The organism is Lysinibacillus sp. FW12 (genome assembly GCF_050817245.1).
Classification (GTDB): Bacteria; Bacillota; Bacilli; order Bacillales_A; family Planococcaceae; genus Lysinibacillus; species Lysinibacillus irui.
The window spans coordinates 1,347,591-1,370,467 of record NZ_CP139094.1 but is presented as its reverse complement, the minus strand read 5'-3'; the positions used below and the strand labels follow the sequence as shown (position 1 = coordinate 1,370,467).

General features: G+C 38.4%; 21 protein-coding genes and 1 pseudogene. 7 read left to right on the top strand and 15 right to left on the bottom strand.

Translation table 11 applies throughout. The features are described 5' to 3' along the window. Nucleotides 1-6 precede the first annotated feature (6 nt). From polX to zapA, 3 genes are read right to left on the bottom strand one after another with little or no spacing between them, the layout of a single operon-like run. Nucleotides 7-1,716, bottom strand: coding sequence for a DNA polymerase/3'-5' exonuclease PolX (polX, locus tag SJW71_RS06965; RefSeq protein WP_274794027.1), 1,710 nt, complete (start codon nucleotides 1,714-1,716; stop codon nucleotides 7-9). Between the two features lie 59 nt (nucleotides 1,717-1,775). Continuing rightward, a complete protein-coding gene (locus tag SJW71_RS06960; protein WP_274794029.1) occupies nucleotides 1,776-2,315 on the bottom strand; it encodes a CvpA family protein in 540 nt (179 codons plus the stop codon). Nucleotides 2,316-2,320: 5 nt separating this feature from the next. Beyond that, a complete protein-coding gene (gene zapA, locus SJW71_RS06955; RefSeq protein ID WP_016991554.1) occupies nucleotides 2,321-2,581 on the bottom strand; it encodes a cell division protein ZapA in 261 nt (86 codons plus the stop codon). A 135-nt stretch (nucleotides 2,582-2,716) separates the two neighbouring features. Between zapA and rnhC the strand changes: the two genes are divergently transcribed. Next, a complete protein-coding gene (gene rnhC / locus SJW71_RS06950) occupies nucleotides 2,717-3,643 on the top strand; it encodes a ribonuclease HIII (protein WP_312507431.1) in 927 nt (308 codons plus the stop codon). A gap of 580 nt (nucleotides 3,644-4,223) precedes the next feature. On the opposite strand, the gene SJW71_RS06945 is transcribed toward rnhC, so the two are convergent. The 5 genes from SJW71_RS06945 to SJW71_RS06925 form a co-directional block, all read right to left on the bottom strand. Continuing rightward, on the bottom strand, nucleotides 4,224-5,162 hold the full coding sequence (locus SJW71_RS06945) for a nuclease-related domain-containing protein (RefSeq protein ID WP_431811889.1): 939 nt from the start codon (nucleotides 5,160-5,162) through the stop codon (nucleotides 4,224-4,226). Between the two features lie 181 nt (nucleotides 5,163-5,343). Next, the gene (locus tag SJW71_RS06940; protein WP_431811888.1) at nucleotides 5,344-5,694 is read right to left on the bottom strand and encodes a hypothetical protein; all 351 of its coding nucleotides are present in this window, start codon (nucleotides 5,692-5,694) and stop codon (nucleotides 5,344-5,346) included. Between the two features lie 212 nt (nucleotides 5,695-5,906). After that, nucleotides 5,907-8,324, bottom strand: coding sequence for a phenylalanine--tRNA ligase subunit beta (pheT, locus tag SJW71_RS06935; RefSeq protein WP_431811887.1), 2,418 nt, complete (start codon nucleotides 8,322-8,324; stop codon nucleotides 5,907-5,909). Between the two features lie 12 nt (nucleotides 8,325-8,336). Beyond that, the gene (gene pheS, locus SJW71_RS06930; protein ID WP_274794035.1) at nucleotides 8,337-9,374 is read right to left on the bottom strand and encodes a phenylalanine--tRNA ligase subunit alpha; all 1,038 of its coding nucleotides are present in this window, start codon (nucleotides 9,372-9,374) and stop codon (nucleotides 8,337-8,339) included. 392 nt (nucleotides 9,375-9,766) lie between these two features. Then, complete coding sequence (locus SJW71_RS06925) at nucleotides 9,767-10,531, bottom strand: TrmH family RNA methyltransferase (protein ID WP_407133996.1); 765 nt, start codon at nucleotides 10,529-10,531, stop codon at nucleotides 9,767-9,769. Nucleotides 10,532-10,726: 195 nt separating this feature from the next. On the opposite strand from SJW71_RS06925, the gene SJW71_RS06920 reads away from it, so the two are divergent. Then, nucleotides 10,727-11,122 carry a (deoxy)nucleoside triphosphate pyrophosphohydrolase gene (locus tag SJW71_RS06920; protein WP_322606049.1) on the top strand — a complete coding sequence of 132 codons (396 nt, stop codon included), beginning with the start codon at nucleotides 10,727-10,729 and terminating at the stop codon, nucleotides 11,120-11,122. Between the two features lie 274 nt (nucleotides 11,123-11,396). Here SJW71_RS06920 and SJW71_RS06915 read toward each other — a convergent pair. Continuing rightward, nucleotides 11,397-11,450 (bottom strand): annotated as a pseudogene (locus tag SJW71_RS06915) (hypothetical protein); the annotation flags it as partial. A gap of 93 nt (nucleotides 11,451-11,543) precedes the next feature. After that, nucleotides 11,544-12,893 (bottom strand): FAD-binding oxidoreductase, encoded by a 1,350-nt coding sequence (locus SJW71_RS06910; protein ID WP_322606048.1) that lies wholly within the window; start codon nucleotides 12,891-12,893, stop codon nucleotides 11,544-11,546. Between the two features lie 143 nt (nucleotides 12,894-13,036). On the opposite strand from SJW71_RS06910, the gene SJW71_RS06905 reads away from it, so the two are divergent. From SJW71_RS06905 to SJW71_RS06895, 3 genes are all read left to right on the top strand, one after another. Continuing rightward, entirely contained in the window at nucleotides 13,037-14,446 is a 1,410-nt protein-coding gene (locus tag SJW71_RS06905; RefSeq protein WP_312507426.1) for a LysM peptidoglycan-binding domain-containing protein, read from the top strand. A gap of 140 nt (nucleotides 14,447-14,586) precedes the next feature. Continuing rightward, nucleotides 14,587-14,751 (top strand): YfhD family protein, encoded by a 165-nt coding sequence (locus SJW71_RS06900; protein WP_274794040.1) that lies wholly within the window; start codon nucleotides 14,587-14,589, stop codon nucleotides 14,749-14,751. Between the two features lie 12 nt (nucleotides 14,752-14,763). Beyond that, nucleotides 14,764-14,955 carry an H-type small acid-soluble spore protein gene (locus tag SJW71_RS06895; protein WP_274794041.1) on the top strand — a complete coding sequence of 64 codons (192 nt, stop codon included), beginning with the start codon at nucleotides 14,764-14,766 and terminating at the stop codon, nucleotides 14,953-14,955. Between the two features lie 48 nt (nucleotides 14,956-15,003). On the opposite strand, the gene SJW71_RS06890 is transcribed toward SJW71_RS06895, so the two are convergent. Next, nucleotides 15,004-17,130 carry a putative bifunctional diguanylate cyclase/phosphodiesterase gene (locus SJW71_RS06890; protein ID WP_431811886.1) on the bottom strand — a complete coding sequence of 709 codons (2,127 nt, stop codon included), beginning with the start codon at nucleotides 17,128-17,130 and terminating at the stop codon, nucleotides 15,004-15,006. 197 nt (nucleotides 17,131-17,327) lie between these two features. After that, nucleotides 17,328-17,852, bottom strand: a complete 525-nt coding sequence (locus SJW71_RS06885; RefSeq protein ID WP_322606045.1) for a sigma-70 family RNA polymerase sigma factor — start codon at nucleotides 17,850-17,852, stop codon at nucleotides 17,328-17,330. A gap of 236 nt (nucleotides 17,853-18,088) precedes the next feature. On the opposite strand from SJW71_RS06885, the gene sspI reads away from it, so the two are divergent. Together sspI and SJW71_RS06875 are read left to right on the top strand one after the other, a co-directional pair. Further along, the gene (gene sspI / locus SJW71_RS06880) at nucleotides 18,089-18,298 is read left to right on the top strand and encodes a small acid-soluble spore protein SspI (RefSeq protein WP_274794045.1); all 210 of its coding nucleotides are present in this window, start codon (nucleotides 18,089-18,091) and stop codon (nucleotides 18,296-18,298) included. A gap of 78 nt (nucleotides 18,299-18,376) precedes the next feature. Continuing rightward, the gene (locus SJW71_RS06875; RefSeq protein ID WP_312507422.1) at nucleotides 18,377-19,756 is read left to right on the top strand and encodes an FAD-binding oxidoreductase; all 1,380 of its coding nucleotides are present in this window, start codon (nucleotides 18,377-18,379) and stop codon (nucleotides 19,754-19,756) included. Nucleotides 19,757-20,034: 278 nt separating this feature from the next. Here the strand turns inward: SJW71_RS06875 and argF are convergent, their stop codons facing one another. The 3 genes from argF to SJW71_RS06860 all read right to left on the bottom strand — a co-directional run bounded on the left by argF (nucleotide 20,035) and on the right by SJW71_RS06860 (nucleotide 22,864). Then, a complete protein-coding gene (gene argF / locus SJW71_RS06870; protein ID WP_274794047.1) occupies nucleotides 20,035-21,000 on the bottom strand; it encodes an ornithine carbamoyltransferase in 966 nt (321 codons plus the stop codon). 194 nt (nucleotides 21,001-21,194) lie between these two features. Next, nucleotides 21,195-22,283, bottom strand: coding sequence for a M42 family metallopeptidase (locus tag SJW71_RS06865; protein ID WP_274794048.1), 1,089 nt, complete (start codon nucleotides 22,281-22,283; stop codon nucleotides 21,195-21,197). Nucleotides 22,284-22,378: 95 nt separating this feature from the next. Next, entirely contained in the window at nucleotides 22,379-22,864 is a 486-nt protein-coding gene (locus SJW71_RS06860) for a dUTP diphosphatase (protein ID WP_274794049.1), read from the bottom strand. Nucleotides 22,865-22,877: the final 13 nt, after the last annotated feature.

Genomic DNA, 22,877 nt, shown 5'->3' with positions numbered 1-22,877 from the left:
CTCAGTCTATTTATTTCGTCGTATGAACGCTTCAAACTGGTCACGCGTCCATGTATTCACAATCATATCTTTCGGTAGCCATGCTCTATTGGCATAGCGAACACCAATATCCATAAAACGTAAATGCGCAATATCATGGGCATCTGTATTAATGGCTATAGGAACACCTGCTGCTAAAGCCATTTCTAAATGTTCTACACATAAATCCAGACGGTACGGATTTGCATTTAACTCTAAAATTTTACCATATTCTTTCGCCCAAGCAATTAACTGTTTCATATCAGGATTATAACCATCACGATCTGCAATAATTCGACCAGTTGGGTGGGCAATCATATGGACATACGGATTTTGCATCGCTGTCAATAAACGTGCCATGATTTTATCCTGAGATTGAGTAAAACTAGAATGAATAGAGGCAATAACAAAATCCAGCTCTTTTAACACTTCATCATCGAAATCAAGGGATCCATCTGGCAATATATCCATCTCTGTCCCCTTAAACAAGTGAAAATCAGGATGGCACTCATTAAATGCCTCAATTTCGATACGTTGCTTCTCTAAGCGCTCTGGTGTTAAACCATTTGCTACTCTTAGAAATTGAGAATGATCTGTAATGACGCTATATTGATAGCCCCGTGCTCGTAGTGCCTCTCCCATTTCTGCCACAGAGTATGCACCATCAGACCATGTCGTATGCATGTGCAAGTCTGCTTGAATATCCTCTAGTCGAACTAATTGAGGAATCGTGTTGGGTTGATCAAATTCACCTTTTCCTGTACGAAGGCTCGGTGGAATCCAAGGTAGATCAAAATGGGCAAAAAATGCCTCTTCATCTTGAAACGTCAAGATAGTACCATCTTGCTGTTCAACCCCATATTCACTAATTTTTTCACCACGTGCTTTTGCAAGTTGGCGCATTCGCACATTATGATCCTTTGAACCTGTAAAATGATGCAGGGCAGTTGCATATTCATGATCCTTTACTAACCGGAAATCAACACTAACTGGCTCATCTAAATCTAAAATTACTGAAATTTTAGTATCGCCCGCTGCTACGACTTCCTGAATGGCCAATCCATTTAATAAATTGTCACGTACAGCCTCAACCGCTTCTGTCACAACAATAAAATCAATATCTTTACTTGTTTCTAGTGCTCGACGGAAGCTTCCAGCAACTGAAAAACGTTCCACTTCCTTCATACTACCTAGAAGCGCCTCAATTTGTAAAACCACAGGCTCAAGCTGCCATATTGGTAAGCGTTCAGAACGATTAGCAAAGTTGGCAAGTTCCTTTAAAATTTTCTCCTCGGTTTTTACAGCAAAGCCCGCTAATTCACGAACTTTTCCTTCTTCACACGCCTTTTTTAAGCTCTCTGCTGAATCAATACCAAGTTCTTGATGTAGTTTCGCAATCTTTTTGCCCCCTAAGCCAGGCAATTTTAACAATGGCAGTAACCCTTTTGGGACAATTTCTTCTAACTCTTTTAATAAACTTGATTCACCTGTTGCCATCAAGTCCTCAATAACAGCAGCCGTCCCCTTACCAATACCTTTAAGTTTTGTTACATCGTCCATTTCACTTAACGAACGCTCGTCCCCTTCAAGTGCTGCAGCTGCTTTTCGAAAGGCAGATACCTTGAATGGATTCTCTCCTTGTAATTCCATATATAAAGCAATTTTTTCGAGTGTACGAATAATTGTTTTTTTATTCATTGGTAATTCCTCCTATCGTAAAAACACTTCTCTCAAATCAGAGAGAAGTGCATAGTTTACTATTGCATATAAATATACCACCAGTTTTGGAACATCTTTGTAATAATCGGAGTATGCTCCAACATAAGACCACTTAACAATGATTTCGACATTAAATTTTGAATAACCTCAATCGGTAATAAGGCGCACACGTATAGCAAAATAAACATAATTAAATAGTTTTCAATCATGCCAAGTAACGCACCAAGCCAACGATTGACTGTATTGAGCACAGGTAAGTACGCAATAAAATCAAATATCGATGCCACAATTTGCAACGTAATTTTCACTGCAAAGAAAATAACAGCAAAGGCGATTACACGATAAAAGGTACGGTCTAAATCTAGGCTATCAATGACGACACTAAGGCTACCTGTATCAGTAACGCCTGGATATGGAACCCAAAATACAAATTTTTGTGCTAATGGCTTATAATAAATATACGCAACAATCAGTGCTACTACGAAACTGACAATGTGCATCATTTGTACAATGAAACCTCTTTTTGCACCGACGCCAATTCCAGCTAACAGTACCACTAATATGATTAAATCTAACATTCTCTTCAACCCTTTAATTTTTTCAATTCTTCTTCTAACTGCTCCATTCGTTCTTTTAATAGTAAATAATCATGTACTGTATTTACTGCTGTCAGAACAGCAAGTTTTGTGCTATCAAGTGAGGGATTATGTACGTTCATTTCGCGCATACGGTCATCAACAATCGAAGCAACAAGTCGCATATGGCCAATGGATTCAGAGCCGACCATTTTATACGTATGACCATATATTTCCACAGAAATTTTATTCTTTTCTTGTTTTTCCATAGTCGCACCCTCCTATAAATTGAATGCTCACGCGATTTTTTCGGTTTGCGAGCACCATCACACAAAAAAGCTATTTATTATCATACCATGAAAGGTATAAAATTGTGAACAATGAGGACAGAAAGGAACGATTAAATGTCAAATATTGTGTTATCCATTTCAACAAATATTCAAAAAGAGGTAATGGCTTACTATGCAACCTATTTTATTGAACGAAAAGCCCCAGGTGTTATTTTTGCTGCAAAACTACCAGATGCCACTATTACTATGTATAAATCTGGTAAATTAATGTTTCAAGGAGGAGGTGCTGAACGTGAGGCGGCTCGTTGGGGAACAGTTGAAAAAACAGCTACTCAACATTCCTCGTCTATTGGGGCAAAGGGGGATATTCTACCAGACAAATTCGCGACAATGTCTGTCTTAGGCTCTGATGAAACAGGCACAGGTGATTATTTTGGTCCCATCACCGTAGCGGCCGTTTATGTACCTACATCCAAAATCGAACTTATCAACGAGCTTGGCGTAAAAGATTCAAAAATGCTAACGGATGATTATATGCGAAAAATCGCACCCGATTTACGTGCAGCCTGTGTCCATAGCGTTCTTGTATTACGAAACGAAAAATATAACAGTCTACAAGCAAAAGGCTATTCACAAGGGAAAATGAAAGCTATGATGCACAACAAGGCTCTACAAAATACACTCACAAAGATGGCACCCGAAAAACCAGAATTTATTTTAATTGACCAGTTTGCTGAACGCGGAGTTTATTACAATTACCTAAAAAATGAACGTGAACTGGTACAAGAAAATGTCCTCTTTTCTACAAAAGCGGAGCAACTACATGTAGCTGTAGCCACAGCATCTATTCTAGCCCGCGCTGCATTTTTAAAGGAAATGGATCGCTTGAGTGAAATAGCCGGTCTCCCATTAATGAAAGGAGCCTCCAGCAAAGTAGATGTGCAAGCAGCACGAATCTGGCGTAATCAAGGCGAGGATTTCCTACGCTCCATCACAAAATGGCATTTTGCCAATACAGAAAAAGCACGGAAAATGGTGTAACGGAAACATTTAATGCCTACAACTGTGGAGTACTTTTATAGATGGCTTGCGGGGAATTATAGGGTTATGTAAATGTTGATTTCTATTCCGGGAAAATGCTTTTCGTCATTTTAAACATGCTACTGGCTTAGGGTATTTTTTTGAGGGTTTCCTACCTGATTGGAGCGCTTTGGGACCCTCTTTGAGAGATTTTTTACATGGTTGGAGCGCTTTTGGCTCCTTTTTGAGCGGCTATTTTCTTGGTTGGAGCGCTTTGACCTCCTTTTTGAGCGGTTTCTACCTGGTTCGAGCGCTTTAGTCACTCCTTTGAGCGGTTTTTTACCTGATTGGAGCGCTTCGGCCTCCTTTTCGAGCGGCTTTCTGCCTGATTGGAGCGCTTTGGGACCCTCTTTGAGCGTTTTTTTACAAACTGGAGCGCTTTTGGCCCCTTTTTGAGCATTTTTGCCTGGTTCGAGCGCTTCCAACCCCTTGGAGCGACCTGATTGGAGCGCTTTTGGCCCTTCCTTAATCAATCTTCTACCATAAAGGAGCATTTTCGTCCCCTTAAAGAACCCCCTCAAGCACTAATTAAAGCAATTAATCATAGAAGAATTTGATATTCCCTTCGTTTCGATGCACTTTCTTTCCGATAGCAACTAGTCATTAACATCCTTTTTATTGTATGACGATTGTTTAATCGTAAAAAATGCTGTGCTTGACTGTTAGTAATGCCTTTATTTATTAGCATCCCATAATCTTGTAGAGCACATTTATGGGCTTTTTTATTGCTATAAAGGCAACTTGAGCAAATCCATTTCATCTTTAACCATTGCATCTGTCCAATCTGACATTCTGGACAGATCACCCCTGTTTGAATGGCGTCTATCTCTATGCCATAGTAACGACAAAGCGGGAACAATTCATATGGCTTATGGTGCTGCACAAGTAATGCACTAATAGACTGAGAATCTATGGTTTTTGTCTTCAAAGAACGCTGTTGTAAATAACCTGTTACCTCCCTAGCCATCAACACTGGAAATAAACTATCCTCATATTCGATACGAGCATTGTTAAAAGGAAAAACAATGATACCATGGACAGGTACTTCAATTTGATTTTGATTGAAAAATTCTTTTAAATTGTACATATATTCCTCAAGCTGTACTTCAGGATGGTGAAATACACGCCGTTCTCCTGTCTCAAGAGTACGAATCATTTGACCGGGACGATTTTTTAATTCCACTTCTCCTTTAATATTTTTACTTTCAATAATGATTACCTCATATTTGGTTATCACTACAATATCTAGTTGCATCGGAAACGGCCGTTGAAGAGAAATATTATGTAAAACGTGAATACCCCTTACAAAAGATAATTTCTCCAGTTGTTTCATAATAAATTTTTCTCCATGCTCCCCTGCCTCAGCCTGTAGTAACTCTCTTGTTATTTGATCATATAGGGGATGCTTTGATGTAAGTCTTCGAGCTAAAGCCCGTAGACCTAATGTCATTTTTGCTTCTTCATATGGTTTGATAAACATAACATCACGCCCTTTTTTACACGACTATAGCAAGGAAAAATGGTCACGCCTAGACAATTTGATAAACTATTTATTTGATCAACTCTGGGGCTCCAAATTTGATTTTTTATGAATTTATGTGAATATCCAACTGTTTCTATAGTATGTTTTTAAAACTTGATCATCTTTTACTTACTTTCAATCATGTTGTTCCATCTTGCTCCTCGCCTTGGAGCGGTTTCATTCTCTTTTGGATCACCTTCACTTCAATTTGGAGCGGTTTCTTCCTCTTTTGGATCACCTTCTCTACAATTTGGAGCGGTTTCTTCCTCTTTTGGATCACCTTCACTTCAATTTGGAGCGGTTGCTTCTCCTTTTGGATCACTTTCTCCTCGCCTTGGAGCGGTTTCTTCCTCTTTTGGATCACCTTCACTTCAATTTGGAGCGGTTGCTTCTCCTTTTGGATCACTTTCTCCTCGCCTTGGAGCGGTTTCATCCTCTTTTGGATCACCTTCACTTCAATTTGGAGCGGTTGCTTCTCCTTTTGGATCACTTTCTCCTCGAATTGGAGCGGTTTCTTCCTCTTTTGGATCACCTTCACTTCAATTTGGAGCGGTTACTTCTCCTTTTGGATCACCTTCCATCCCTTGAGCGAATCATTGCCTTCGACAGTATTAATGTAAATCGAGACTTTTACAAAGACGTGTTTAAACCATTCTTCAAACAAAAAAGACTGCCTCGAAAGACAGTCTTTTGATAATAATTTTAGCGTACTTCTGTGCCTGGAATCGTCGCAATAGCTATTAACACTTTGTTATGTGCAGCTACTACTTCTTCGTCTGTTAAAGTATGTTCTGGATCGAAGTATGTGAGTGAGAAGGCAACAGATTTTTTACCTGGCTCCATTTTCTCTCCTTCGTAAACGTCAAATACGCGGATGTCTTTTAGTAATTTCACGCCTGCTGCATCAATAGCATTGATTACTTCACCTGCTGTTGTGTCACGGTCCATAATAAGAGCGATATCACGTGACATAGCTGGGAAACGAGGCACTGGTGTGTAAGCAAGTGGTGCTTCTTGTGTCGTTGCATGTAATAGAGCAACTAAGTTCATTTCCATGACATATGTGTCTTTTACACCCCATGCTTTTTGTTCTGCTGGGTGAAGTCCTCCAATAATGCCCACTTGTTCGCCATCTAATAAAATGCTAGCTGTACGTCCTGGGTGTAATCCATCTACTTGTGCCTTCACAAATGAAATGCGATTTTCTAAGCCTAGTTTTCCGATTACGCCCTCTACAATACCTTTCAGTACAAAGAAATCTACCGCTTTTTTCTCGCCTTGCCAAGCATGGTCTAACCATTTACCAGTTAGTACGGCTGCCACATGCTCTTCCTCATACGGTTGCCCCTCATTTGATTGACCAAGAAACACTGAACCAATTTCATATAAGGCCACACCTTCAGCTTGACGCGCTACATTGTACGCAGCCGCTTCAATTAAGTGCGGAATAAGACTTTGACGTAAGGTAGAACGCTCCTCACTCATTGGCATTAGTAAACGAGTTACTGGCTCGGCTTTCAAGGCAAAGCGTTGTGATAATGCATCAGATGTTAATGAATATGTTACAGCTTGATAAAGCCCTGCACCCTCCATGAAATGACGCACAACACGACGATTTGCTTGGTAAGATGTTAGATTGCCCACTTGTGTTGCACCCTCTGGTAACGTCATAGGGATTTCATCATACCCATAAAGACGGGCAATCTCTTCTACGATATCTTCTTCAATTTTAATGTCTTGGCGACGTGTTGGAGCATCAATAATTAATAAACCATTTGCTGCCTCTACACCAAATTTTAGACGCTCTAAAATTGAAAGCATATCTTCTAAAGAGATCTTCATTCCTAAACGCTCATTAATAAAATCTGGGGAAACAACAACTCGTGCTGGTGCTTTTTCTAATTCATCTACTACACATGTACCCTCTAATACTTCACCACCTGCTAATTCAGCTAGTAAAGCGGCAGCACGTTCAGCAGCAGGTAAAACACGGTTCGGGTCTACCCCTTTTTCAAAACGTGCAGATGCATCTGAACGTAGGCCAAGGTGACGAGACGTTTGGCGCACTGTTAAACCATCGAAATAAGCTGATTCAATGACTACAGTCGTTGTAGAATCCGTTACCTCTGAATTGGCACCACCCATTACACCCGCAATTGCGACAGGCTCTTTACCGTTCGTAATGACTAAATCTGAAGCTTTTAATGTGCGTTCTTGATCATCTAATGTTGTAATTTTTTCACCTTCTGTTGCTTTACGAACGACGATTTCGCCAGTTGCAAGGCTATCATAGTCAAAAGCATGCAGAGGTTGACCATATTCCATTAGTACATAGTTTGTTACATCTACGACATTATTGTGTGGGCGTACACCCGCAGCCATTAAGCGATTTTGTAGCCACATTGGTGATTCACCGATTTTTACGTTTTTCACTACTTTTGCTACATACATTGGGTTCGCTTGTAAATCTTCCACACGAAGCTTCAGGAAATCCTGTGCTTTTTCACTAGCTACTTGATACGCAATTTCTGGATATTTAATTTCCTCTGAAAGAATTGCGCCTACCTCATAAGCTACACCTAGCATAGAAAGAGCGTCTGAGCGATTCGGTGTTAGGCCTAACTCTAGTACTGTATCACGTAAGCCTAAAATTGCCAGTGCATCTGAACCTACTTCTGCATCCGCTGGCAGTACGTAGATCCCTTCTGAATAAGCCTTAGGGACAAGCTTCCCTTCGATCCCAAGCTCTTGTAATGAACAAATCATACCATTTGATTCATGGCCACGAAGTTTAGCTTTTTTAATTTTAATGCCACCTGGTAAATGTGCACCCGGGCGAGCAACAATTACTTTTTGACCAGCATCTACATTCGGAGCCCCGCAAATAATTTGTTGTGGCTCTTCTTCTCCTACATCTACTTGGCAAATATTTAATTTATCTGCTTCTGGATGTTTTTCTTTTGATACAACATAACCTACCACAATTTTATCCATAGCATTAGCTCGATCGATTACTGCGTCTACTTCGATACCAGAGCGTGTAATTTTTTCAGCTAATAGCTCAGGTGCCAAGTCCTGTGTACTAACATAATCTTTTAACCATTCTAATGATACTAACATGTTTTATCCCCCTTACGCTTCTGTTCGCTCGAATTGTGATAAGAAACGAGTGTCGCTTGTATAGAAATGACGAATATCATCGACACCATATTTCAACATCGCAATACGTTCGGCACCAATACCAAATGCAAAACCAGAAACTTTTTTCGGATCATAGCCAGCCATTTCTAAGACATTTGGATGAACCATACCTGCACCTAGAATCTCGATCCAGCCTGTGCTTTTACATACGTTACAACCTGCTCCACCACATTTGAAACAAGAAATATCCATTTCTACTGAAGGCTCAGTGAACGGGAAGAAGCTCGGACGAAGTCGAATTTCTCGGTCTGCACCGAACATTTTTTTCGCTAATGTATCGAGTGTTCCTTTTAGATCACTCATACGAATATTTTCGCCAATGACTAAACCTTCAATTTGCATAAATTGATGGGAGTGTGTTGCATCATCATTATCCCGACGAAACACTTTACCAGGACAAATGATACGAATAGCTTCTCCTTTTTTAGCTTCCATTGTACGAGCTTGTACTGGGGAAGTATGTGTACGAAGTAATATTTCCTCGGAAATATAGAACGAATCTTGCATATCACGAGCAGGATGTCCTTTTGGTAAATTCAGTGCCTCAAAGTTATAGTAGTCCTTTTCTACTTCTGGACCCTCAGCAATTTCATAACCCATTCCGATAAATAAATCTTCAATTTCTTCAACGACACGTGTCAAAGGATGACGATTGCCAACTTTGATTTCACGACCAGGTAAAGTAACATCAATCGACTCACTTGCCAATTTTTCAGCAATAGCCGCTTCTTCAAGTACAGCAACTTTTGACTCCAATACTGCTGTCACATTTTCACGAACATTGTTCACTAAAGCGCCCATTTTTGGTCGCTCTTCAGCTGATAATTTCCCCATCCCTTTTAATAAATCAGTGATCGGTCCTTTTTTTCCTAGATATGCAACACGCACTTCATTCAATTCTTTTAAATTTGCAGCTGTTTCAATTTTTGCAAGTGCTTCTTGCTCTAATTGTTTTAATTGCTCTTCCATGATAAAACCTCCTTAGAAAATACATGCCTGTTTTTTAACATAAAAAAACTCGCCCCTAAAAAGGGACGAGGACATATTCGCGGTACCACCCTAGTTATTGCAAGGTCAACTATCCTTACAATCACTTCATTGACATAACGACTTGATAAAGCCGGCATACCTTTACAGCATCAAGCTGGTCCCGGTTGCTGCTCGCGGGCTGAATTCAAAACTGCATTGGTACGGCGTTGGCTCTCAATCTCTGGCCTTACGCTCCCTGTCGTCCATTCACAATCTTTACTACTTCCCGGTCAAAGCATTTACTATTTAAACTTAATTTTAGCTTAGATTATACATGAATAAACTGTAGCAAATCAAGAGACAACCGCCTGAATCTCGCAATTATCTTTAAATTACTTCACAAAACCATATAAAACGATTCCCGTTGCTACTGCCACATTTAAAGATTCAGCCTGTCCAAAAATAGGAATAATCATATTTTGATCAGTCTTCGCCAGCAGTTGTGGCTGAATGCCGCTTCCTTCATTCCCCATAATAATCGCAAATGAACCCGTATGCTTGATATCACTATATGGTACTGCATCCTCATCCAATGCAGTTCCAAATACAGGTACACTTTGCTCCTGTAGCAAATCGATCCATTCAGCCAATTCTCCACGTACTACTGGGATATGGAAATGAGAGCCTTGTGCGGCACGTAGTGTTTTAGGATTGTAAATATCGGCACAACCCTTCCCTAAAACAACGGCATCTAATCCTGCCGCATCTGCTGTACGGAGCATTGTACCGATATTACCAGGATCTTGGACAGCATCTATTAATAAGACTTTGCGCCAAGTTGCCATCACTTCATCCTCTAATACCGGCTGTTTGCACACAGCAAAAACACCTTGTGATGTTTCAGTTTCAGCAAATTCCTTCGCTACCACTGCCGTTACCTCTACAATAGCGACATCATCAATCGGCCATAACATCGGTAAATCAATACCTTCACGTACAATAATTTGCAATACTTGCTCTTTATTTTTTAATGCTTCTTCAACAAGATGAAAGCCCTCTACTATGAATTCACCTGATCGTTCACGTTCTTTTCTAGTTGTCGCTAGCTTCTTCCAATATTTCACTAACGCATTTTGCGTAGATTCGATTCTTTTCATCGCTACTTCTTACCGCCTTTTTCCTATATAGTGACCATTATTATACCTTAGAAAATGGCTAATTTCATAGCCATGTGAAAAAACTGTTATTTTTCCAATCATCAAAAGACGCGCTTAGGCAACTGATAAGAAATAAACATGCTATACTTATACATATTTGAAAGTATTTGTTTAATTAAGGACGGGAGAATATAAATGAAACAAACAATCCATGTAGTCGGTGCAATTATCGAAAATGAGCAACAAGAAATTTTCTGTGCTTTAAGAAATCCAACGATGGTACTTGCAAACTATTGGGAGTTCCCTGGTGGGAAAATAGAACAAGGCGAAACTCCTAAACAAGCACTTTATCGCGAAATCCTTGAGGAATTTAACTGTATGATTCGAGTAGGTGAACAAGTAGCCGAAACCTTTCATGAATACGATCAATTTTTCGTTCACTTAGAAACTTATAAAGCTTCTATCATACAAGGCGTACCAGAAATACTTGAACATGCTGAAGCAAGATGGGTAGCTCGTAATCAGTTGCTTGACCTGCCATTTGCACCAGCAGATCTTCCATCTATCGAAAAATTATTAGCTGAAAAGTAAAACTCATTCCTTTATTTCATGAAAATGAGTGACTTGATTGGTCCATAATGTTTTGACCATATAATGCTTCGTTTGCTTTTTTCAATGTCACTTCTGTGATTCTTCGTTTCAATGCCTAAACCAAAGATAATACACTCTGTTCAATATAGCTATCTCGTTCGCTGGTAAAATCATAACTAATTCTTCACCACCGTAGCGAGCGACGATATCTTCTACAAAAGCTTGGTCTATTAACAGCTGCGCAAATTAAGAGTTATAACATCACATGGTTTGATCACAGACAAATCCATGTACAAAAATAATGGATTGATCCTCTTAACCGATTTTTTTCATCTTATTACGAACAACTATTTCTATTCTAATGACTAATCATGCAATCAAAAAGAGCAGCAATGCCTCTGCACCCTGCTCTACTAAATGTCTATAACCATTTTCTAATAGGTGGAATACTCTGTGGAAATTGAAATACATTTAACGGATCATATTTTGTTTTCACTTCTCGAAGCCTTCTAAAATTACGACCATAATAGGCTGTTGGCCAGTCCGGAATCAATAGATCTGGAAAATTAACATAATCACCAGCTGTATAAGGTGATAAAGCTCGCCGTAAGTTTTCTACCCATTTGATATTTGGTTCTTCTTCATTTGGATTTTCCCAGGAAGTATTATATTCTTGAGCAATTAATGCATCTCGATAGTAATATGCCGTGCGATTTGGTGCAATTTCACTGATTGCACCTCCTAAAGCTTGTTGCCAAATCGTTGTATTTAGATTGGGAGCATTGACTAAATAATCTTTCATTGTTTGAATCGCCTTATATGGAAAGGGTCTTTTAATAAATGATCCTGACCGTTTTCGAAGTGCTGGGAGATTGCCACTTGGTACATCAAAAAATTCTACTGCTTGGATATAAGGCACTTCCTTTATCCATATGCTTGTTGGCGAACCTGTTTTTCTTAGGGGGCGAAGTAATTTCTTTAATTCAGCTGCCGTTCCAATAAACTCCCCTTGTGCGACAATTTCTCCAATTTCCCTTGTCTTTAACTCAATTTGAGAGGTTAGACGTTTATCGGTATAGGGAGCCCATTTCTGCCATGCATCAAAAGCTACTTCAAAATCATCCCATCCCCAGGTAATAGAGAAGAGTGATACATCATGGATAGCATGTAACTTAAATGTCAATGCGGTTACAATGCCAAAGTTTCCACCCCCGCCACCACAACTTGCCCAAAAGAGCTCATTATTTTTTTGCTTATTTGCTTTGATTACCCGAACCCCCTCCTGTCCATCAGCGACCACCAATTCTATTTCTATGAGACTATCACAAGTTAAACCAAATGGACGTGATAGCATCCCAATTCCCCCGCCAAGGGATAAGCCGACCACCCCCACACTGCTTTCTGTGCCACCAGGAATGGTTACACCGTGCTCCCATAATGCACGATATACCTTACCCATATTGGCTCCAGCATCGATTTTAGCTGTCATTTCTGACCGATCAATTGATATAGAATTCATGTCGCTTACGTCAATGACAAGACCTTTATTTAATAATGAAAAATTTTCATAGCTATGCCGTCCACTTCTAATTCGAAAAGGCTCATTGTTTTCTCTAGCCCACTTCAATGCATTGACCACGTCTTTCGTTTCTTGACAAAACACAATGACACTCGGATATTTAGGGTTATTTAGATTATTGTTCGTCCTCGCTTTTTCATAATCAGAATCTTCAGGAGTAACGATTCTACCCGTGAGCTTTACCTTTTTCAACATCAAACCCCTTTCTCACAATGATACTTATCCTATGCAACTAATTTAGAAAGAATTTGCTTTTATACTAGACTCAACCTAACATTCTCTTTTTCATAATTGAAACATATGATGCACTAATATCATCGTGTTGGAGGTGTTCTATGCTTATTCATGTAGTGAGTGCTGGTGAAACACTGTGGCAAATTGCTAATCGTTATACTGTACCTGTTCAAACGCTCAGTCAATTAAATGCATTGACTACACCCGATCAATTAGCTATCGGACAATCACTGGTTATTCCTTCTCCTTATATAATTTATACCGTTCGAAGTGGAGATACGTTATGGTCAATCGCACATCAATTTAGCGTTCCTGTACAATCCATCGTGACAGCAAATCATCTAACAAATCCTGATAGGATAACACCTGGAACAAAATTATTGATTCCACCAATTATTCATAGCGTGCAGCCAGGAGAAACATTATGGCAAATAGCTCAGCGATACGGAACAACGATTCAAGCCATTGCGGCGGAAAATAATATTACTAATCCTAATATGCTATACATTGGTACTCATTTAATTATTCCAAGGAAGTTACCACTGATTGAAGTCAACGCTTATTCCTACCAACCTTCAGAAGAAGCAATTGACTCCATTAATGCAATTGGTCATTTACTAACTTATTTTAGTCCCTTTGCTTATATGATGAAGGAAGATGGTACGTTACAACCAATAAATGATGAAAAAATGATTATGGCTGCAAAAGCTAACAACATCATCCCTATGTTAACGCTCACTAATTTTACTTCTACAGAAGAGGGCTCAAATTTAGCACATGTCGTCTTATCCAATGCAGATCTGCAAAAAAAGGTGATGAATAATGTTTTACAAGTGATGCAAAATAAAGGTTATAAAGTCTTGAATATTGACTTTGAAAATGTTTTGCCAGCAGATCGTGAAAATTATAATGCATTCATTCAACTAGCAGCTGATACACTTCATCCAAAGGGTTATCTTGTGTCCACGGCTCTCGCACCCAAAACGAGTGCTACACAGGCTGGAACGTTATATGAAGCTCAGGATTACGAGGCACACGGTAGAATAGCAGATTTCGTAGTATTAATGACATATGAATGGGGATACCGCTTTGGCCCTCCTCAAGCCATTTCTCCTATTAATGAAATGCGAAGAGTGGTGGAATATGCTTTAACGGAAATGCCTGCTGATAAAATTTTATTGGGCTTTGAACTGTATGCAAGAGACTGGCTTTTACCACATGTCAAAGGGCAAGAAGCCGAAACATTCAGTCCACAGGAAGCATTGGATAGGGCCATCAAGTATGGGGCAACGATTCAATTTGATCCGATAGCACAATCTCCTTTTTATCGATATGTTGATGAGCAAGGAAGAAATCATGAGGTATGGTTTGAAGATGCAAGGAGTGCACAGGCTAAATTTGACATGGTTAAACAATATAATCTTCGTGGTATCAGTTATTGGGCATTAGGATTCCCATTCCCTCAAAATTGGGCTTTGTTGGATAATAATTTTTCCATCAAAAAATCTTAGTTCTACTTATTGTTCTCATAAAACAAAAATTGATGCGACTTTTCCACATGTGAATTAGCGTTTTACTCATTTTAATTACGGGATAAAAAATTCAGTTCAAAGCCATATTAAAAGATATCAACATGAAAGGAGCAACTCACATGGGAAGAGATAATAAACAAGGTCAAAGTAATAATAAAGGTTCATTACCTCAAACACCAAAAAACCAAAAGATAGCACCAAACAAGGTTAGTGAGGAATTTTCTCAAGAGTTCATGGAGCTGATTAACTCAGTTGCGCAAAATAAAAATAAGAAGAAAAAATAAGGGGGGCTTCCGTTGGATTATCAGCGTGCACAAGAAATTGTCGCCTCACCGCTAGAATATGAAGTGAGCTATAATGGCGTTTCCATCTGGATCGATAAACTCCATGACGATGAGAGAACAGCGACAGTTCACCTCCGCCGTTCATTAGAAGAGCGATCAGAAGTGGATATATCAGAATTAAAGGAAGAATATCTTGTTCACTAAAGATCAAAAACCTGCTTATTATTGGAAATAAGCAGGTCCTTTTTTATTTTAAATCATATAGTCCTCATTATATTGTAGCGGTGTTAAAACGTTTTCCACATGACGGTGTAGCTCGCTAAAGGTTTCTGAAATTTGCTGTGGAGAGATTGGCTTACTAAATAAGTAGCCTTGGATATAATCACAGCCACCTTCTATTAGAAAAGATAGTTGCTCCACTTCTTCAATGCCCTCCGCAACAACCTTCAAGCGTAAATGTTTAGCCATTGAAATAATCATGGATACAAGCGCTTCATCATTCGGATTATTTGGAACATTTCTTACAAAGGTGCGGTCGATTTTTAGACAATCAATTGGAAAATCCTTCAAATACGATAAGGATGAATAGCCTGTTCCAAAATCATCGACGGCAATTTGAATGCCAAGTGCCTTTAACTCATGTAAAAGCTGTGTCATTTGATCGATATTCATCGTCATACTTTCAGTAATTTCTAATTGAAGAAATTTAGGTTCTAAATTTGTACGTTGCAATATATGTTCTACCATTTCTACTAAATCTTGCTGGAACAATTGTCCAAGGGATAAATTCACTGCTACTTTCATCTGTGGTAGCCCTTGTCTCTCCCATGTTTTCGCTTGCATACAAGCAGTTTCTAAAATCCATTTACCTAATGGAATAATTAGGCCACATTCCTCAGCAATCGGAATAAATACATCAGGTGGAATAAAGCCACGAGTTGGATGACGCCAGCGAACTAATGCTTCAACAGATTCAACGGTCCCGGTTTTTAAATTAACCTGTGGTTGATAATCTAAATAAAATTCCTGATTTTCTAATGCATTATGTAAGTCCTGCTCTAACAGAATTCGATCTGCGATGCCCTTTGACATATACGGTTTATAAAAAAGAAACCTTTGAGGTATTTGTTTAGCCTCACGCATTGCTAGCTGTGCATGCATCAGTAGCTCTTCGCTAGTCCATTGATCCTCATAAAGAGCAATCCCCATATTTAGATTGCCATTTAACGAAAATAATTGTACCTGCAATGGATCTTTCATGGCACTTTTGAGATTTAAGCAAAATTGTAATAATTCTTCAATTGTTTTTACATGGTTAATATAAATAACAAATTGTCCCTCTTGTAATTTAGTAGCAAAATAATGGGGAGGTACAATTGTTTGTATACGCTTGGCGACAAGCTTCATCATTTTATTAGAATTGCTTATCCCTATCGATGAACGAATAGCTGCAAAACGGTCAATTTCTATGGCTATGATTGCTTTTTGCGTTTTATTATTATCGTGTAATTTGTCTTTTAATGTTTTTAGTAATAAATGTTCATTTGGCAACAGTGTAATATCATCATGATAAGCTTGAAACCGAAGTTCTTGTTGGGATTGTTCAAGATCCTTTTTTATTTTTAACAGTTGTTGAAACGGCTTTTCAACAGATGTATAAAAAATGGCTTTTAAGAAAAAGTAAAAAGCCAAAAATAGATAGATCAATGCAGAGAAATCCCAAATAGCATTTTGATCTTGACTAATTATAAAAAAGGCATCGCTAATTATTAAGGAGATAGCTGCACTAATTAGCAACATGGATTGCTTCGGTATTTTTTTTATGTACCTACTAATAATAACAATAGTTAAAATTTGAAAAATAATGGCCAATAAGTGTACGATATTATCGATAAGATCCAGCAACTGACCTGTCATGATGTCGGCCGTCATATACACCAGAAAAATACTTCCTATTACGAAAAGCAATGAACTTGCATATGAAAACTTTCGATAGTTGAGGGTCATTTGTTTTCGAGGATGTAAAATAAGAAATAAAAACCCAACTGAAAGGAACAAACGCAAGATTATATGTAAGGATTGATTTTGACTTGAAAACAAGCCTGCTAATTCTAGTAATGAAACGACAAAAAACATATTACCTATGTATAAAGTTTGATTTGATAATAAATGTGAAAATACTAAATAGGATTGGATGGCAATCGCCATTGTAAATGCAATAATTAATACTCGTATCACTAATTCTAAATTACTGTAGATGTCTCCTTGAAAAACATCGTATAGCTGATGACTGAAGCTTAATAATGGTATGACAAGTATTAGTGGCAATACTATAAACCAAACCTCTTTTTTCTCTACCCGATTAAACCATTTCTCCAATACAAACCCTCCATACCACTCTATAAACATTCACTAGGAAAATTTATCTATCTATATTGAATAATAAATTTAGACTTGTATATTTCTTTGACTTCTTACAAATCATAACACTTTTATCGGAATTTGTATGCACTTTAACAAAGTATGCTAATATTCATTTTATTTCAATATTAGCATACTTTTGATATTTTAGTGCTTTACTCTACTTGAAAAATTGGTTCTCTTAGCCTTTGAATGACTCTCATTCGTCTTTTTTTACTGACAGCGTTAGATAAACCTAGGATGTCAGCAATCTCTCGATCATTATAACCAGCTACATAATAAAGAAGGATTATATGTCTTTCTCCCTGCTCTAATTGGGTAAAAATACATTCAAGGTAGTCGGAACTTTTTTGACTCTCCCCTCTCTCGCGTTCACTAAGCATATAATGGAGTGTTTCATCCTCAACAACTGTTATTCGCTCTAAATAATTTTTTTCCTTAGATAATTCATTTAAAATCTCTCCTTTTATCGAAGAATATATATAAGCTGAAAATTGTCCTTTTGCTGGTTGTGCTTTTAGCCATGCTTTCCATACAGCAATAGAAGCAATTTGACGATAATAATCAAAATCCTTATAAATTTGAAGCTTAGTTATTATCGATGTAATCATTGGTTGCACAGCTTCTAATACTTCTTCGAACGTCTGAGTAGACGACAGTTTTTTGCTCTCAATGGTCATTTTCTTCTTTCCAATCGACTATGCACAGTCCTAATTCCTAGGTAATCCTATCTTAGTGCTGCTGATGATAGAAGGCGAATGGTCTTTTTCATCATTTCATAACTTAGAATGGCTCAAATTCTTTACATATTTATACATAATTACAGTATGTTATTGTAAAAATCTTATATTTTCTGTGGGATTTCATACATATTTAAACGAAGGTTGGACAAATTACTACTAAGGAGGCGAAATAGATGAATTTTCAAATAAGAGATGCCATTACAGCGAATGTCCATGGTCAATCTGCAGCTGAATTTAAAGATATTGTCGAAGATGCAATTAGCCGTGGAGAAGAGCATTTACTCCCAGGACTTGGGGTGTTTTTTGAAAAATGGTGGAAACAATCAAGTACATCTGAACAAGATGCATTCGTTCAAAAACTAGAAAAAGCATTTGCTAACTGATTTTTTATGAAGAGTGCATTCCAATTCCAATAAATGCATGATAAAGTTTTAGTTATCAGAAAATTTGGAGGGATTGGAATGACTATTGCTGTAGAATTAATTGTCAATCAACTCAAACAGGTCTTAGTAGAAGATCAAGTGTCAACCAACGAAACGGTACGACAGCTACATGGGAAGGATGAATCTCATCATGCGATGAGCCTACCTGATATCGTTGTTTTTCCCCGCTCCACAGCAGATGTCAGTGCCATCCTAAAAATTGCGCATGCACAATTTGTTCCTGTTGTACCATTCGGTGTTGGCTCTAGCTTGGAAGGCAATGCCATTCCCATTTCACATGGTATTTCTATTGATTTCTCTGAAATGAATGCTATTTTAGAAGTTCGACCAGATGACCTTCTTGTAAAAGTACAGCCTGGTGTCACACGCTCCCAATTAAATAAGGAGTTAAAAAAACATGGTCTTCAATTCACAGTAGATCCAGGTGCAGATGCCACACTGGGTGGTATGGCAGCAACTAATGCTAGTGGCACTACTGCTGTGCGCTACGGTGTCATGCGTGACCAAGTTCGTGATTTAGAAGTTGTACTTGCAGATGGCTCTGTTATCCATACTGGCAATTTGGCGGCAAAGTCCTCTTCTGGTTATCATCTAAACGGTTTATTTGTCGGCTCAGAAGGGACACTTGGCTGCTTTACTGAGTTAACTTTGAAAGTCTATGGTATACCGGAATTTGTAACTGCAGGGCGTGCGGTTTTTGACACAGTAGGAGATGCTGTCAGTGCCGTCACTGCTTTATTGCAGGCAGGTATTGCAATTGGACGAGTGGAATTGGTCGATGAAGCCTCTATTACACAAGCCAACATCTATAATGATACTTCCTTCAACGAAAAACCAACTTTATTTTTAGAATTTCACGGTAATGAAGCAGGTATGCATGCAGATATAGCATTTGCCACTGAAATTTTTGAGGACTTTCATTGTCTATCCGTTGAATTTGAACAAGATACTGCTGCTCGTAATAAACTTTGGGAGGCCCGTCATTCGTTAGCGTATGCGTATATTCATGCATACCCCGGGAAGAAGCTTATGTCAACGGATGTCTGTGTACCGATCTCTATGCTTGCAGAAACCATTTTATATGCACGTGAACAGCTTGATCATGTTGGACTTGCCGGTGGGATTGTAGGCCATGTAGGTGACGGTAATTTCCATGCTCTCTTAATGTTAAACCCAAATGACAAAGAGGAGCAGGCAAAAGCAGACCGCTTCAATGAACAGATCGTTCAATATGCTTTACTTCGAGGCGGTACATGCACAGGTGAACATGGCGTTGGCATTGGCAAAATGAAATATCAAGCCACTGAGCATGGTACCTCTTTAGCAGTCATGAAGAGTATAAAAGCAGCACTCGATCCACATAACATTATGAATCCAGGAAAGATTTTCAACCTATAACTAGCAATAACCCGCTGATTGTCGAATCATCAGCGGGTTGATTGTTTATTCATAGCAAAACGTCAATCTGATCTTTGTTCACAAGTAAAAAAGTAACCTAGCGTCTCCCAGGTTACTTTACTATGTAGCGATGTAGCCATCCATCTTGACAACAAACATCGCGCGCGGTATACATCCCTCTGTCTGCCTACCACAGTATGTTATTCACATGGATACCCTCTGTTGCCCAAGTGAACTCTCTTTATCGTACTTCTCAAACTCATAGGAATGTCCAAATTCTAAGCTAAAATCGATGCTAGCACTGCTTTTTGTGCATGTAATCTATTTTCAGCTTGTTCAAAAATATAAGAATTAGGCCCGTCAATAACAGAAGTCGCAACCTCTTCTTCACGATGTGCTGGTAAACAATGCAAGAACATATAATTCGATTTTGCATAGGCAACTAGTTCATCATTAATTTGATAGCCTGCAAAATCTTGTAATCGTTTTGCCGCCTCTTCCTCTTGACCCATTGATGTCCAAACATCCGCATAGACCACATCTGCATTTAATACAGCTTCTACAGGGTCATTTGTGATCATAATTGTACTGCCATTAGCCGCTGCAATTGCCTGTGCTTTTGCGATTACTTCTGCATCACATTCATAACCAACTGGCGTTGCCACTGCGACGTTCATCCCTACATGTGCTGAAGCAACAACAAGTGAGTGCGCTACATTGTTGCCATCTCCCACATAGGCAATTTTAAGCCCTTTTAAAATTCCTTTATTCTCTGCAATCGTTTCTAAATCCGCTAATGCTTGACAAGGGTGATAAATATCCGTTAATCCATTGATAACTGGAATGGCAGCATGCTCCGCCAACTCTTTGACCATTGCGTGAGAGTTTGCACGAATCATAATACCATCTAAATAACCTGATAATACATGGGCTGTATCATAAATTGATTCCCCACGACCAATCTGTAAATCGCGAGCATGCATAAACATACTTTTTCCACCTAATTGATTCATGCCAACTTCAAATGAAATACGTGTACGAGTTGAATGTTTTTCAAAAATCATGCCAAGTGTTTTACCTTCTAATAATCTTGGGCATTTCCCTTCTTTTGTAATCATTTTAAGCTGTGTCGCTAATTCAATAAGTTCTTGAACCTCTTGACTAGTATAGTCTAGCAAAGTTAGTAAATCCTTTCCTTTTAAACTAGACACTAACTTTAACTGGACTTCTTCGAGTAATTTCATAGCATTCGCTCCTTATATCGTTGCTGTTGAAATTAGTATAACATGCATAAATATAAAATCAACTGAATTTTTATAATTTATTTTAGTAATTATTCATTCGTCTTCAAATGTGACAAAAATTCGTACTTTTGAATAATTATGCATACAACATAAAAAAGATAGCTAGTTTAAACTAGCTACCCTTCATCTGCTTATTAGTCAAATGTAATTTTATTCACTGCTTCACGGTCTAATTTTTTAATGACTTCTACCATTAATTTAACAGCATTATCATAATCATCACGATGTAGGATACCTGCATGTGAATGGATGTAGCGTGTCGCAATACCGATGGATAGTGCTGGTACACCATTTGCTGTTACATGGATGGAGCCAGCATCTGTACCACCGCCAGCCATCGCTTCAAATTGATATGGAATATTGTGCTCATCTGCTACATCTAATACAAACTCACGTAAGCCACGGTGTGAAACCATTGATGCATCATACACAACGATTTGTGGGCCAGCACCCATTTTACTAGTTGATTCTTTTGCTGTAACTCCTGGAGTATCTCCCGCTACACCTACATCAACTGCAAAGCCAATATCTGGTTGAATTTTATGTGTTGCCGTTTTAGCACCACGAAGCCCAACTTCTTCTTGCACATTTCCTACAGAATAAAGAATATTTGGGTGCTTTTCATTTTGTAACGCTTTCATTACATCAATAGCAATAGCACAACCGATACGATTATCCCAAGCTTTTGCTAATAGATACTTGTCATTCTTCATGACGTTAAATTCAAAGTATGGTGTTACCATATCGCCAGGACGTACGCCCCATTCAAGTACTTCATCCTTAGAAGCAGCACCTACATCAATAAACATATCTTTAATGTCTACCACTTTATTACGCACATCTGCAGGTAAAATATGTGGTGGCTTTGAACCAATAACCCCAATCACTTCGTCACCTTTACGTGTAGTAATTGTTACACGCTGTGCAAGCATAACCTGGCTCCACCAGCCGCCTACTGTTTGGAATTTAATAAAGCCTTTGTCATCGATTTGCGTAACCATGAAACCTACTTCATCTAAATGTCCTGCTACGACAATTTTTGGACCGTTTTCATCGCCCACTTTTTTAGCAATTACACTACCTAAGTTATCTGTTTCTACAGTGTCTGCATATGGTGCAATGTATTTTTTCATGACCTCACGAGGTGCACGTTCATTACCTGCAATACCATTCGCATCTGTTAAATCTTTAAACATTTGTAATGTTGGATCTAGTTGTGTCATCCTTTGGCCTCCTACTTCTTGTATCTTCTTTATTATACTTCGTTTACCGAAATATTCCTAGCTTAATCGTCTGAAAATTGGTGTATTTCTTAATTTTAATAGCCTGAGCGCTGACGATTATAATTTTCTTGATTTTTTTCAATATAAGCACCAACAACATCCTCAAATGTAAATCCAAGATTATACGCTAGTAATCCATAGCATTGCCAAATGGTTAAATAGTGATCCTGAGTAGGTTGTTGAATAAATGTTAAAATAGCACTTTGTGTCTGTAAAAAAGTTTCCGTTAAATTTCTTTGCTCTTCAATTACTGGCCACTTTTCAATGGATGTATAGCCCTTTAATAAGCCAAGGGATAAGATAAAATGGATAGAATCAACATATTCCTCTAAAATGACTTCACGTGCTGATGGTCCTTTAGTACTCCAAAATTTAAAGCAGCGCGTTTCATTGGCAAGCTCAGCAAGCTCTACCATTAATGCCAAGCCCTTTTCTTGAAATACATCTTGTTGAATATTTTGTGTTTGCTCGATAAAATCATCAAGCTCTTTTTGCATAGTAAACAATTGTTGTAAATTCATTTTTTTCTCCTAA